Here is a 13,593-nt window from a genome sequence, read left to right on the forward strand (position 1 = left end):
CCCATGTCCCATTCCGAAATAATTCACAAAAAATTTAGCACATTCTTTCGGAAAGGGGGAGAGGGATATTCCGAAGGAATGTGCAAAAAAGAGTCTTTTTTGTGCGGAAATAAAGTGATAATTTACAATTAATTATTGGACAATTTCTATTTTCCGATGATAAACGCCTAAAAACCTGTGAATCCACCAAACAAACCTGTAAAAAAGGTAATGATTTTTGTCATCCAATCAAAAAACAGCAGAATCCCCGTGACAATCATAAGAAATCCTCCGACTTTTACGATGACAGAATTATATCTTTTTATCCAATTTAGCTTGCCGATAAAAAATGACATGATGAAAAAAGGTACGGCAAAACCTAATACATAGGCGAACATGTATAAAATTGCTGCACTTGGTTTGATAGCTGCCAACGCTATAACTGATACAAGAATTGGGCCGGTACAAGGAGTCCAGCCTGCGGCAAATCCTATTCCAATTAAGATAGAACCAAAATAACCGGAGGGCTTGTTGCGAAAGATGAACCGCTTATCTTTCATCATAAAGGAAGGTGAAAATACACCTAAAATTACTAGACCGAAAAAGATAATGAATAAGGCGCTAATTTGTCTGATTAAATCCTGATAATCAACGAATATTTTTCCTATTACAGAAGTACCGAAACCAATAGCAATGAAGATGACAGAAAAACCGAGTAAGAAAAGGAGTGTATGAAGCATTGCTCGTTTTTGAAGCATCACGTTCTCTTTCTTTACTTCATCAACTGATACCCCTGTAATGTAGGATAAAAAAGCTGGATATAATGGTAAGCAACAGGGGGATATAAAAGACAGTAATCCCGCTCCGAATGCTAGAAATACATTGATATCGCTCATATTGGTTTCCATCCTTTTCTCTTCGATTCTGTAACGAAAGGCATATCATTCCAATTGTAAAATAAAATTATGCATTTTTTATGGAGAAATTTATACTTCTTAATATTAAATCTTAAATAATTTTCTTATTAACAATCTTATTGTCACTTAATTTTCTAAATTTCTTCATAAAATCTCCATGTTTAATTTTTAATATGATTATAAATTAATATCCTATAATGCAAGAAAACAAAAATGTACAATTTCTCCACATAAGGGGGATTATGGAGGAGAATGAACATATTTCTTGCATCCATAACAAAAATCATCACCATCATCACGACCATGGTTATCATAATCACACTTACTATCACGAGAAACATTCATGTCATCACAGACCGAAAACTTTAAGTCCTTGTCCGACATGTCACTTTAACACCTTACATCAAACATTCGAGAAAGAAAACTATGAAAATGACGAACAATTGTATCAAGAAATAATGAAAAAGTGGTGGTGGATACGGTTAAACAAGATTCTTTAGAGGCAATTACAGCAATGAAGAACATCGGATTAGAAGTTATCGTGAGAAGAAAGGAGAGAAAGAAAAATGAATTGGGCTAATCTCTTAATATTGTTACTGTGTCCTTTAATGATGCTATTTTGTATGAGAGGACATAAACATCATAATCATCATTCTTCTGATAATCATTCCATCAGGGAATTACAGGATCAGATTGCAAAATTGCAGGCAGACAATGAACAATTAAAGAGACAATTAAAAAGTAAATGAGTTGTGAGCAGCCAACCTAATAAGTTGGCGTTTTTTTTGTTATATCTAATTGTACTTTAATAATTTTCTCGTACAATGCGGCTTGTACGTATTCAACCAGTTCATATATATACACTGAACATTTTCTTGATACTGAAGGTGAACCGATTAAGTAAAATGAGTCATTTTTATTATTTTGTTACTTTTTCTACATACCTTCTGCAAATTTATTTATTAAAAAAATAATAAGGTAGAGGGTGCTGGTCACTTCGGTTAAAAACAATAAAGACTTAGGGGGAACCTTTATGCATGGCGTTAATCAAACTGCTTACGGATTATGGACTGCTGTTATATTCAACATAGTTATCTTTGGGTTATTTGCATACTCAGCTTTCAAACCTGCAACAAAACGGGATTGGAGAACTTTTGGTGCATTTACAGCGTTTATTGTAGCGTTATTTAGTGAAATGTTTGGATACCCCTTAACCATTTATATTCTTTATTCTATTCTAGGTAGAAATTATCCGGTGCTTGATCCATTCACCCATTATAATGGACATTTATGGGTAGCTCTGGCAGGTGGGTCACCAATTTTATTTAATATACTGCATCCTTTAAGCAATTTATTAATTTTTAGTGGACTTGTTGTCATTTCAATAGGCTGGAGAGCGATCCATTCTGGAAATGGTGGATTGGTAACAAGTGGAATATACCGATTTGTACGTCACCCTCAATATAGTGGCTTCATTTTAACTATTATAGGGTTTCTTATCCAATGGCCCACAATTATTACATTAATAATGGCTCCTATATTATTCGTTATGTATACAAGGCTTGCAAAAAAAGAAGAAAAAGAAATGATTAAGATGTTCGGGGAAGAATACATAAAGTATATGAAGGAGGTGCCCCGGTTTATCCCTAAGATCAATTTTAGAATTGGTAAACATTAAAGCGTTTGGAAAGATATACGACACTAAGTTGTTTCAAGGAATCCAAGTAATTGTTGTTTGCTAAATATATTTAATTTTGAAGACATGCGAACAGTAATAGAAAAAGAAGGTATTCATATCACTAATGATACAAAGGAAAAATTCTTGGTGTTTTCTCATTCTACATCTGGAATCAATCAAGAAATGAAAAGGATGTTATTAGCAGCACGGAGAATGTGGGCAAATGCAGGAGAGATTACCGTCGTAATTGAAGAAATCTCTTCAATTGCGAGAGAAAATAATCAAAATTTGATTCAAGTTTCCTTCTCAACTCAGGAACAACTGGCTGCAATTGAAGAAATTACATCATCAACAATATCACGGTCTAATATTGCAGGTGAATTGCAAGCAATGACAAAAAATTCACAGCAATTGTAAGGAACCTATAACCCATTTCCCTTTTTACTGGTTTAGATTATGTTACATAATGTAAAGTCGATAAAATTAAAATTTTTTGCATATTCAAGTGTTATGTTACAAACAAAAGGAGAGAAGCCTTATGTTGAACAGGAGAGATTTTCTTAGCAGATCGTTAAAAGGAGCAGCTGGATTATTTGCTGTTTCGGTATTGCCTATAGGGTTAGCTGCTTGTAGTAATGATAAGAAAAATATCGATACAAGATCCATGGCCAATCTAGGTCCTTTAAGCGAGTTAGAAAAGGGAGAATTTCCGAAAAAGGTGTCGTATAAAGTAAAAATAAAAGATGCATGGACCGAGCAAGAAATAGAGGGATTTGTGTATATCAATAAAAATAAAGAAGATAACTCTTTGCTAATTATGTCCCCAGTTTGTACCCATCTAGGCTGTATAGTAGGAGAGGCTGAATTAGAAATGCAAAAAACGGGTATCCGCTTTTTTTGCCCATGCCACGAAGGACAATACGATGAATATGGTATCAATGTAGGGGGACCGCCACCAAGACCGTTAGATATATTTGACTCTTACATTCAGGATGGCAATGTTTATATTGCTGTGTTGAGTCCGATAAAAAGGGAAAAATAAATTTCAGTAAATAGAAAAAACAGCAGACTCTTTTCACTCAATCTGCTGTTTTTTCCTATGTGCGACCGGCATGGATGTAATCTATAGGGTGGAAGTCCCGAGCTGTGGAAGCAGAAGTAGCGGTTAGCTTAACGCAAGGGTGTCCGTGGTGACGCCGAATCTGAAGGAAGCGGGCGACAAACTTCCGGTCTGAGGAACACAAACTTCATAGGAGGCTAGATATCACTGGGTGAGTTTGGATAACAAAACAAAGTCCTTTCTGCCGAAGGTGATATAGGGTAAATGAAGCAGATGGATGGAAGGAAAGATTACATCCTTACCCGGGAAGGTCTGGCTGGTACGCCAAAAATACTAGGTAACTTTATGAATCAGGAAGCACATGGGGGACCTGTATCAAGAGAGTTTTTAGAAAGCCTTCACCTGCCTGATTTTATCATTAATCAAATGTATATCGAAGGAAGTTATTATCATCCAACATTTTTGTATGAGTTTCTATGGAACTTGATAGGGTTTCTGGTTTTATTGATATTACAACGTTTAAACTTAAAACGTGGAGAAGTATTCTTGACTTATGTTATATGGTATTCGATTGGTAGATTCTTTATTGAAGGGATGAGAACAGATAGTTTAATGCTAACGGATAATTTAAGAATGGCTCAAGTTTTATCTGTTGTTTTAGTAGTTACAAGCACAGTTCTTCTATTATACAGACGTACTAGAAAAGATTTGACGGCTAGATATAAAGATTAGATCAAACTATTTTTAGGCTATCGAAGAAAATTTTTCCGTGTTTGTTTTTCATCGTTTACTCTTGTGTCTGAAGACATTCAATGGTTTGTGGTCATTCGTGATTTGTAAATTGATCCTCTTCTTTATTTACACGTTTAGGAACAATACAGACAAGGATAGGTGTCAGTCGGAAATTCAAATTGAATTTATATAAATTTAATCAAATTACTAATAAAAAAATAGTGGCATTTATGTTGATAATTTGATTGTTATTTTGTACAGAACCCGTTACTTTAAAGAACGAGTTCCTTTCGTATCGATACAGCTTTAAACAGGAAATAATTGAATAGATGTACGTTACCCTGATTCAAAATAGGAATAAAAAAACTACACATGGAAAATCATACATTAAGTAAGATATCAGTTGTATTTTATACCCCATACCGGTATAATGTATTCGAAGGTAACTGTTATAAACAAATGAGGTGGTGGCAATGAATCAATATGAAAACAACAATATAAATGCCAAAATGGTTCCGCGAACCGAAGAAGAGATCGAAAGCATCGTCAAGCGCCTGAAGCGCATTGAAGGGCAAGTACGCGGAGTGCAAAAGATGGTCGAGGACAATCGGTACTGTATTGATATTTTAGTGCAAATTTCCGCGATTCAAGCCGCTCTAAACAAAGTCGGGTTGAACTTGCTGGAACGACATGTCAATCATTGTGTTGCCAAGGCGATCCGCGAAGGAAGCGGAGAAGAATCCATTCGGGAATTAATGGATGTCATTAAGCAATTCTCAAAGTAAGGGAGGGAAAGATGGATGAGTGAACAAAGAACCGTGACACTGAAGGTAACCGGTATGACATGTGCCGCTTGTTCCAATCGTATTGAGAAAGTGTTGAACAAAATGGATGGGGTAGAGGCGAATGTCAATTTGGCGATGGAAAAAGCAACGATTAAATACGATCCATCGAAACAAAGTATAGCTGATATCCAAACGAAAATTGAGAATTTAGGATATGGTGTTGCTACTGAAAAGGTAACGCTAGATATTGAGGGTATGACATGTGCGGCATGTGCGGCACGGATTGAAAAAGGGTTAAATCGTATGGAAGGTGTTACGAGCGCTGCTGTAAACTTGGCGACAAACAGTGCCGTTGTAGAATACAAGGAAGGCATTACATCTGTAGAGGACATTTTAGAGAAAATCAAAAAACTTGGGTACAAAGGGCAGATCCGAAACGAAGAACAAGATCATGCGGGGCGGAGAGAAGAGTTGCTTAAACAAAAACAACGGCAGCTTGCCATTTCTATCATCTTATCGCTGCCTTTGCTTTATACGATGATTGCTCATATGCCGTTTGATATAGGTTTACCGATGCCGCACATGTTGATGAATCCGTGGTTCCAGCTTCTTTTGGCTACACCCGTTCAGTTCTACATCGGCGGTCCCTTCTATGTAGGGGCGTACCGGGCATTACGAAACAAGAGTGCCAACATGGATGTACTAGTGTCGCTTGGAACGTCGGCAGCGTACTTTTACAGCTTGTATGAGGCTTTCAAAACATTAGGAAATCCTGAATATATGCCAAGATTGTATTTTGAAACAAGTGCCGTGCTGATTACGCTTGTACTTGTCGGAAAATACTTTGAATCGTTGGCGAAAGGGCGGACAACAGAAGCCATCTCTAAGCTGCTGAGTCTGCAGGCAAAAGAAGCTACTGTCATCCGTAATGGGGAAGAAATAAGAGTTCCACTTGAGGAAGTGGTGATCGGTGATACCATTCTCGTCAAGCCGGGAGAAAAAATCCCGGTAGACGGTACCGTCATCGCCGGAGCATCCTCCGTAGACGAATCGATGATTACTGGTGAATCCATTCCGGTTGATAAGAAGGAAGGCGACTCTGTCATCGGAGCGACCATTAACAAAAATGGTGTACTAACCATTCGTGCGGAAAAGGTAGGGAAAGATACAGCACTTGCCAATATCATTAAAATCGTCGAAGAGGCACAAGGTTCGAAAGCACCTATTCAGCGTATGGCTGATGTCATTTCAGGTATTTTCGTACCAATTGTTGTAGGAATTGCTGTCATTGCGTTCATTATATGGTATTTCTTTGTGGCGCCGGGTGACTTGCCAAAAGCGCTTGAGGTGGCCATCGCGGTTCTTGTTATTGCGTGTCCTTGTGCGCTTGGCCTTGCCACACCGACATCCATTATGGTCGGTACAGGCAAAGGCGCAGAAAAGGGAATCCTCTTTAAAGGAGGTGAGTACCTAGAGGGAACGCATAAAATCAATGCCGTGTTACTGGATAAAACAGGAACAGTTACAAAAGGAAAACCAGAAGTAACAGATGTGCTTAAGTTCCGGGAAGACATGCTCGATTATGCCGTTTCCGCCGAGAGCGCTTCGGAACATCCGCTGGCTCATGCGATTGTGGAATATGGGAAGAAACAAGCAATTTTGGTTAAGCCACTGAAGTACTTCTCCGCCATTACTGGTCACGGAATTGAAGCTGTCATTGATGGCAAAAACGTCCTTGTTGGAACGCGAAAACTCATGAAGGAACGCTCTATAGAGATTGCCATGCATGAAGATAAAATGATAGAACTTGAAAAACAAGGAAAAACTTCCATGCTAGTTGCCATCGATGGTCAGCTTGCTGGCATCATTGCTGTCGCGGATACGGTAAAAGAAAGCTCTAAAGAAGCGATTCAAACATTGAAACAAATGGGTATAGAAGTGTACATGGTAACGGGAGACAACAAACGTACAGCGGAAGCCATTGCTAAGCAAGTGAATGTGGATCGTGTCTATGCAGAGGTACTTCCTGAAGAAAAAGCTAATATAGTCGAGGAGCTGCAAAAGCAAGGGAAACGAGTGGCGATGGTCGGCGATGGAATTAATGACGCTCCAGCTCTTGCGAAAGCGGATATTGGTATGGCCATCGGCACAGGAGCGGATGTCGCCATCGAAACGGCTGATGTTACCTTGGTCGGCGGAGATTTAGCCCATATTCCGAAAGCGATTGAGTTAAGCCGCAAAACAATGAAAAACATTCGGCAAAACCTGTTCTGGGCGTTGTTCTATAATACCATTGGCATTCCTGTAGCTGCCGTTGGATTATTGGAGCCTTGGGTTGCTGGAGCGGCAATGGCATTCAGTTCCGTATCTGTGGTGACAAACGCGCTTCGTTTGAAACGCGTGAAAATATAAAATTGAGACAAATAAGGAGGAATTAATGATGACCATTACATTACATGTACAAGGAATGACTTGCGGCCATTGCAAAATGGCAGTGACGAACGCTCTTAAAGAGCTAGACGGGGTAAAACATGTAGAAGTACATCTGCAAGAAGGTACTGTCGATGTCGATTATGATGAAACAAAGGTAAGTGTAGAAAAACTCAAAGAAGCAATTGAAGAGCAAGGTTACGATGTGAAATAACATAAAGGGGGGGGTCCCAAAAGTGACCACTTTAGGGACACCCCCCACAATAGTATTATGATGACATTTTACGGCATTCTTCAGCGCATTGACGGCATAAATTAGCACATTCCTGACAGTGTGTATCTTGGAATTTTGCACATTCAACTGCACAAGCATCGCAAATTGTCGCACAAAGTTGGCAAAACTGCTTCGCATACATGCTTCCGCGTGATATCCATTGAGCTGCCATGGCACAAATATCTGCACAATCCCTTAAAATGTTGATACAATGTGTTCTAGCTTGTACGTCAGCTTCTTTTAAACATGAAGTCAGACATTCTTCACAAGCTTGCATACATTTGTTACAAGCATCAAGACACGGTTGAAATTGTTGAACGGATGAATCAATAACCGTTGTCATATATAATCGCTCCTTTTCTTTTGATTTAAATTCATTTTTATTTTTTTTCTAACTAAAAATAATAAACTGGAAATACGGACCAAGGACAAGAAATAAGAGGCTGCCTCAAAAGGTTGCTAAATCGACCTTTTGAAGTCAGCCTCTTTTATTTACTACGATAAGCTGTTATTCACCTTTATTGGTTGTGTCGTTAGGATCCGGTATATAGTCAGATTTGTAATCTTTATATTTTACTTCTGTGACCATTCCGGCTGAAGCATGGTGCAAGTCATGGCAATGGAACATCCAATTTCCCGGATTATCTGCTTTAAATGCGACTACATATTCTTCACCCGGTTTTAAATTCAAGGTATCCTTAATCAATGGGGAGCCTGTAATTGGCTTACCATTTTTACTTAATACTTGGAAGAAATGTCCGTGTAAATGCATAGGATGTAAATCTTTCGGTGAATTGTTCACCAATTTTACTTTTACTAGATCTCCTTTATTCACATTTACGGGTGCTGTTTCAGGATACGTTTTCCCATTAATCGTGTAGACCATGCCATCTTTGCCCATGGCTGTTCCTAAATCCATTGTGTACTCTACATCATATTTTTGGTCTAATGTAAATTGACCTAATTCATGTTTTCCGTATTTTGTCATATCAACGATAGGGAGGTCTTTTTTTGCATTTTCTTTATCCGTATTGTTTGTCTGGTCTTCGTATTGAATTTTCACTTTCATGCCATCGGTACCTTCCATATCACCATGACATTCTAATAACCATTCACCCGGGTTATTCGCGATAAATTCAATATCATAACGTTCACCCGGAGCAATATTTAAAAGTTCATCTTTGATTGGTTGCGGATCTTTTAACGGCTGCCCGTCAGTTGCGACAATTTTAAACTCATGACCATGCAGGTGAAGTTTGTGGGACATGTATCCTGCGTTTACAAGGCGAAGCCGCACCTTTTCGCCTTTCTTCACTTTTAAAGGTTTGACAGCGGAACCGCTTTTCCCGTTAATCGTGAAAATATCATACATACTCATATCATGGCCCATGCTGCTCATATTCATATGTTGGTCATCAGAGCTATTTCCATGTCCCATATTACTATGATCCATTCCACTCATATCCATATTTCCTTCATCCGGATTGCTCATCCATTCATCTAACACAAGTGTATAATCTCGATCTACTTTTTCCTCATTCTTAGGCTCTACAATTAATGTACCGTATAATCCCTTGTCCACTTGTTTCGCGCTTTCTTGATGGGAATGATAAAAATACGTTCCCGGTACGGTTGCAGTAAATTCATACGTAAAGGTTTCCCCCGGTTTAATTGCGTTCATCGTGACACCCGGAACTCCATCTTGACTATTCGGAACAGGGTAGCCGTGCCAATGAATGGTCGTCGGTTCCGGTAATTCATTTTTGAAATGGATTCTAACTCTGTCCCCTTGTTTAATACGGATTTGTGCACCGGGAACAGATCCATTGTACGTGTAGACCGGAAGTTTTACTTTATCATTTATTTGTAATAATGCTTCCTTAGCAGTAAGATTAATCTCTTTACCGGATAAAACTTCTGTGTTTGTTGCCAAAGGCAGTTTCTTACTGGAGTCCTGTGCGGTGTTTTCTTCCTTCATATTCATGTTTGACATATCGTGTCCTTGCATGGAACTGTGCGAAGTATTATTTGAGCAGGCTGTACCGATAGCAACGACTCCTGCTAAGATGGTTCCAAACAATAATTTCTTCATGCATACATCCCTCCGTAAACATGTAATCTGAATCACTACTGATATCATCATAAAGAATAAATGTGCAAAATTTATGGAGAAAAATTATATTTTTTTCACACGAAGTAGTTCGAAGATTAAATTATTGTTTGACATTAATAGGAGTCAAATTACATTTTGAAATAAAAAAGATAAGCCACTATCTATAACCGGTTAATTGCGGTTATAGGTAATAGCTTGTTTGCCCATTTGTATCCAAGCTTGAATAAATTCAGACTTAGGTGCTTTTTTATTTTTCGTACCTGTCAATGGGTCATTAAAATAAATATATTTCTCATCATATCCGGTGATTAACACGGAATGCTCCCGGTATGTTATTTTTATAGGGCCTTGCGGGGTCTGCCATTCAATAAATTCAGACGGAGGAAGTATACGAAAGGTTGTGTTGGTAATAACCCAAACTGGGGTACCTTCAGACAAATACTTATATATTTCTTCAAATGATTGTCCTGTTAAATCAACGATTTGGTTTGGTAAATAAATCTCGGCTAATTCTTTTATAGGTTTATGATAGACACCATATCCCGGTTTCTTTATTGTATACATGTCACCAACAAACCCTTCATTTGGATGTCCATAAAATACTTTTCCATTATGTATTCGATAAGGGGTTGGATTTTTCTTTATTTGCTTCGCTAGTGTCATCTTGTCTACATTGATTCCCGCGTGATTCAAAAGCATTGCCAGACTTGTTACCTCGCACCCCCTTGGTAGTTCTGGGAGTTGCGAGAAAAGGGGGGCATCAATGAGAGCTGATTTAACCGGGATTTGTTCTTTTGAATGTCTAGATGATGGATTTCTCGCTTCAACTTTATTTTTATATGATGTTTTCTGTACTAGATTGTTTATAGCGTCGACCATATTTTCAGAATTTACATAATGGAAAAATAGAGTTAAAAACAATAGGAAAAAAGCGATATAGGATCCTATTGCTAGTTTATATAACTTCTCATTGGTTGGCTTTCGTAAAAGAAAAATAGAAAGTGAAACAATCATAAAGGCTAAAAAAAGTATAATCCCTAACATGACAGTTGCAACTCCTTTGTTAAACTTGCTGTTTTTATATTATCAACTAAATTTGCAGAAACAATGGAGATGATTCTTATCATGTAATTATTGTAACAATCTCTAAAAAATCCATAATTTCTCCACATTTTATTGTTTTAATATGTTTGTGTTTGAGGAATGAGAATATCATTGAGTGAAAAGCTACTAATTTTTGTGTTGATATGTTTCTAGTATGAGAATATCGTAACAGGTTTCAGGAGGAATAATTTATGTTAAAAGTTCATTACAGGAACCTATAGATGGTATAAAAATAGAGTTTGTTAAATTTAAATAAGATCAAAATATTATATTTTGCTAACCCAAGTCTTGATACAATCTATAAAATTTAAATTTGATAAAGTGGGGGAATAGCAATATCATGTGCGGTTTTATTGGTTGTATTCATGATCATCCAAGAATCGTCGATGAAAAATGGAAAGAAACGTTTCAAGAAATGAATGATATCATTACTCATCGCGGTCCTGACGATGGTGGTTATTTTTTTGATGAATACGTGAATTTTGGATTTCGACGCTTGAGTATTATTGATCTTGAGACAGGGCGCCAGCCATTGTCCTATGAAAATGAACGATATTGGATCATATTTAATGGGGAAATCTACAACTATGTGGAATTGAGAGAAGAATTGCTTGCAAAGGGATATAAATTTACTACTCATTCCGATACAGAAGTCATTATTGCTCTTTATAGTGCTGAAAAAGAAAAAGCTGTAGAAAAGCTTCGAGGTATGTTTGCTTTCGTTATCTGGGACAAACAAGAGAGAACGATTTTTGCGGCACGTGACCCGTTTGGCATAAAACCATTTTTCTACATGGAACAGGGCGACCGTACGTTTTTTGCTTCCGAGAAGAAAAGTATTTTGCTCGCTCTTAAAAATGATTTATTAGACTATGATTCACTGCAGCATTATTTAACATTCCAATATGTACCTGAACCGATGACGATGTCTGTTGGTATTAAAAAGTTAGAACCGGGTCATTATATTAAGAAAAAAATCGGTGAAAAATTAACCATTCATCGCTATTGGAAAGCCCAATTCCAACCTATCATCAAATCAGAAGATGAACTTGTCAAAGAAATTCGCAACGCGCTGTTCGATTCCGTGCAAGTGCATATGCGCAGCGATGTGCCGGTAGGTTCGTTTTTATCAGGAGGAATTGATTCATCCTTCATTGCAGCAATTGCTAAACAATTCAATCCTAATATCAAGACATTTTCTGTCGGCTTTGAGCGGGAAGGCTTCAGTGAAATTGATGTGGCAAAAGAAACAGCGGAAAAGCTGGGCGTTGAGAATATTAGCTATGTCATTTCACCAGAGGAATATATGGCGGAATTACCGAAAATTATGTGGCATATGGATGATCCACTTGCCGATCCTGCGGCAGTACCGCTTTATTTTGTTGCCCGGGAAGCAAGAAAGCATGTAACGGTCGTTCTTTCCGGTGAGGGAGCTGACGAGTTATTTGGCGGTTACAACATTTATCGTGAGCCACAGTCATTGGAACTTTTTGAGCGAATGCCAAGTACGGTTAAATCAGCTTTGAGAGTGATTGCAGGGCTACTCCCGGAAGGAATAAAAGGAAAAAGCTTTATTGAGCGCGGTACAACACCAATGGAAGAACGATATATCGGCAATGCGAAAATGTATAGCGAGACAGAAAAACAAGAACTGCTAAAAGGATATAAGAGGGGATTAGAATATACATATATTACAGCTCCTTTTTATAGAGAAACAACTCATTATCCTCCTGTAAACCGGATGCAATATATTGATATTCATACATGGCTGCGAGGCGATATTTTATTAAAAGCCGACAAAATGACGATGGCCCATTCATTAGAGTTGAGGGTTCCATTTTTAGATAAAAAGGTATTTGAAGTAGCCGCCAAAATTGCTCCGGAAATGAAAACGACAAACAAAACGACGAAATATATTCTACGAAAAGCAGCAAAAGGAATTGTTCCAGATCATGTTTTAAATCGCAAAAAATTAGGATTTCCGGTGCCAATTCGTCATTGGTTAAAAAATGAAATGCATGATTGGGCGAAAAACATTATAAAAGAAAGCGCAACCGATCATTTATTTAATAAAGATGTATTGTATCGTTTACTAGACGAACATTGCAAAAATAAAGCAGACCATAGCCGAAAAATCTGGACCGTCCTTGCTTTTATGATTTGGCATCAAGTATACATGGAAAAGAAATACGATTTTACAAATATATATAGAAAAGACAATATATATAGAAAAGACAAGCTGTCGCTATTAATCTAATTTGACTGATTTTCGTTGCCTGTCTTCTATTTGCACCCAAGCTTCTAAAAATTCAGCTTTGGGTGCTTTTCTATTTGATGGATATGAGTTTACATTAAATGATGTGTTTAATTATTTTCTAGACCATCCAAAGCGGAAAGTAGAAAAGGTAGATGGTTTTGAAGTATTGATTATTTCAGGAGGAATTAAACCAGAAAGACTCGATTTAAACTTGATAGAAACAACGAATCCAGTTTATGATAAGTCGATAACGAAATATTTAAC

General features: G+C 37.6%; 12 protein-coding genes and 1 pseudogene. 9 read left to right on the forward strand and 4 right to left on the reverse strand.

Features of this window, described 5'->3' with window-relative positions; translation table 11 throughout:
* Positions 1-167: 167 nt before the first annotated feature.
* A complete protein-coding gene (locus ETC05_RS00005; RefSeq protein WP_171660095.1) occupies positions 168-875 on the reverse strand; it encodes a cytochrome c biogenesis CcdA family protein in 708 nt (235 codons plus the stop codon).
* Positions 876-1,462: 587 nt separating this feature from the next.
* Between ETC05_RS00005 and ETC05_RS00010 the strand changes: the two genes are divergently transcribed.
* The 8 genes and pseudogenes from ETC05_RS00010 (at position 1,463) to copZ (ending at position 7,795) form a co-directional block, all read left to right on the forward strand.
* On the forward strand, positions 1,463-1,645 hold the full coding sequence (locus tag ETC05_RS00010; protein ID WP_171660096.1) for a DUF2933 domain-containing protein: 183 nt from the start codon (positions 1,463-1,465) through the stop codon (positions 1,643-1,645).
* Between the two features lie 284 nt (positions 1,646-1,929).
* Complete coding sequence (locus ETC05_RS00015) at positions 1,930-2,574, forward strand: methyltransferase family protein (RefSeq protein WP_171660097.1); 645 nt, start codon at positions 1,930-1,932, stop codon at positions 2,572-2,574.
* An 84-nt stretch (positions 2,575-2,658) separates the two neighbouring features.
* On the forward strand, positions 2,659-2,991 hold the full coding sequence (locus ETC05_RS00020) for a hypothetical protein (RefSeq protein WP_171660098.1): 333 nt from the start codon (positions 2,659-2,661) through the stop codon (positions 2,989-2,991).
* Between the two features lie 121 nt (positions 2,992-3,112).
* On the forward strand, positions 3,113-3,616 hold the full coding sequence (locus ETC05_RS00025; protein ID WP_171660099.1) for a QcrA and Rieske domain-containing protein: 504 nt from the start codon (positions 3,113-3,115) through the stop codon (positions 3,614-3,616).
* Between the two features lie 354 nt (positions 3,617-3,970).
* Positions 3,971-4,366 (forward strand): annotated as a pseudogene (locus ETC05_RS00030) (prolipoprotein diacylglyceryl transferase family protein); the annotation flags it as partial.
* A 473-nt stretch (positions 4,367-4,839) separates the two neighbouring features.
* Positions 4,840-5,151: a metal-sensing transcriptional repressor gene (locus ETC05_RS00035; protein ID WP_171660100.1), complete on the forward strand. Its 312-nt coding sequence runs from the start codon at positions 4,840-4,842 to the stop codon at positions 5,149-5,151.
* A 15-nt stretch (positions 5,152-5,166) separates the two neighbouring features.
* Positions 5,167-7,563 (forward strand): heavy metal translocating P-type ATPase, encoded by a 2,397-nt coding sequence (locus ETC05_RS00040; RefSeq protein WP_171660101.1) that lies wholly within the window; start codon positions 5,167-5,169, stop codon positions 7,561-7,563.
* 28 nt (positions 7,564-7,591) lie between these two features.
* Positions 7,592-7,795, forward strand: coding sequence for a copper chaperone CopZ (gene copZ / locus ETC05_RS00045; RefSeq protein ID WP_171660102.1), 204 nt, complete (start codon positions 7,592-7,594; stop codon positions 7,793-7,795).
* A 55-nt stretch (positions 7,796-7,850) separates the two neighbouring features.
* On the opposite strand, the gene ETC05_RS00050 is transcribed toward copZ, so the two are convergent.
* The 3 genes from ETC05_RS00050 to ETC05_RS00060 form a co-directional block, all read right to left on the reverse strand.
* Complete coding sequence (locus ETC05_RS00050) at positions 7,851-8,198, reverse strand: four-helix bundle copper-binding protein (protein WP_171660103.1); 348 nt, start codon at positions 8,196-8,198, stop codon at positions 7,851-7,853.
* A gap of 165 nt (positions 8,199-8,363) precedes the next feature.
* The gene (locus ETC05_RS00055) at positions 8,364-9,947 is read right to left on the reverse strand and encodes a multicopper oxidase family protein (protein WP_171660104.1); all 1,584 of its coding nucleotides are present in this window, start codon (positions 9,945-9,947) and stop codon (positions 8,364-8,366) included.
* A 192-nt stretch (positions 9,948-10,139) separates the two neighbouring features.
* Complete coding sequence (locus tag ETC05_RS00060; protein ID WP_042411611.1) at positions 10,140-11,012, reverse strand: C39 family peptidase; 873 nt, start codon at positions 11,010-11,012, stop codon at positions 10,140-10,142.
* A gap of 400 nt (positions 11,013-11,412) precedes the next feature.
* Here ETC05_RS00060 and asnB point away from each other — a divergent pair, with 400 nt between their 5' ends.
* Positions 11,413-13,329: an asparagine synthase (glutamine-hydrolyzing) gene (gene asnB / locus ETC05_RS00065; RefSeq protein ID WP_171660105.1), complete on the forward strand. Its 1,917-nt coding sequence runs from the start codon at positions 11,413-11,415 to the stop codon at positions 13,327-13,329.
* Positions 13,330-13,593: the final 264 nt, after the last annotated feature.

It is taken from the genome of Geobacillus sp. BMUD (assembly GCF_013096845.1).
In the GTDB taxonomy this organism is placed as follows: Bacteria; Bacillota; Bacilli; order Bacillales; family Anoxybacillaceae; genus Geobacillus; species Geobacillus vulcani.

Bases quoted from the DNA above. Each gene is read 5' to 3' on its own strand.
- ETC05_RS00005 (WP_171660095.1), bottom strand. From the start codon at position 875: ATGAGCGATATCAATGTATTTCTAGCATTCGGAGCGGGATTACTGTCT.
- ETC05_RS00010 (WP_171660096.1), top strand. From the start codon at position 1,463: ATGAATTGGGCTAATCTCTTAATATTGTTACTGTGTCCTTTAATGATG.
- ETC05_RS00015 (WP_171660097.1), top strand. From the start codon at position 1,930: ATGCATGGCGTTAATCAAACTGCTTACGGATTATGGACTGCTGTTATA.
- ETC05_RS00020 (WP_171660098.1), top strand. From the start codon at position 2,659: ATGCGAACAGTAATAGAAAAAGAAGGTATTCATATCACTAATGATACA.
- ETC05_RS00025 (WP_171660099.1), top strand. From the start codon at position 3,113: ATGTTGAACAGGAGAGATTTTCTTAGCAGATCGTTAAAAGGAGCAGCT.
- ETC05_RS00035 (WP_171660100.1), top strand. From the start codon at position 4,840: ATGAATCAATATGAAAACAACAATATAAATGCCAAAATGGTTCCGCGA.
- ETC05_RS00040 (WP_171660101.1), top strand. From the start codon at position 5,167: ATGAGTGAACAAAGAACCGTGACACTGAAGGTAACCGGTATGACATGT.
- copZ (WP_171660102.1), top strand. From the start codon at position 7,592: ATGACCATTACATTACATGTACAAGGAATGACTTGCGGCCATTGCAAA.
- ETC05_RS00050 (WP_171660103.1), bottom strand. From the start codon at position 8,198: ATGACAACGGTTATTGATTCATCCGTTCAACAATTTCAACCGTGTCTT.
- ETC05_RS00055 (WP_171660104.1), bottom strand. From the start codon at position 9,947: ATGAAGAAATTATTGTTTGGAACCATCTTAGCAGGAGTCGTTGCTATC.
- ETC05_RS00060 (WP_042411611.1), bottom strand. From the start codon at position 11,012: ATGTTAGGGATTATACTTTTTTTAGCCTTTATGATTGTTTCACTTTCT.
- asnB (WP_171660105.1), top strand. From the start codon at position 11,413: ATGTGCGGTTTTATTGGTTGTATTCATGATCATCCAAGAATCGTCGAT.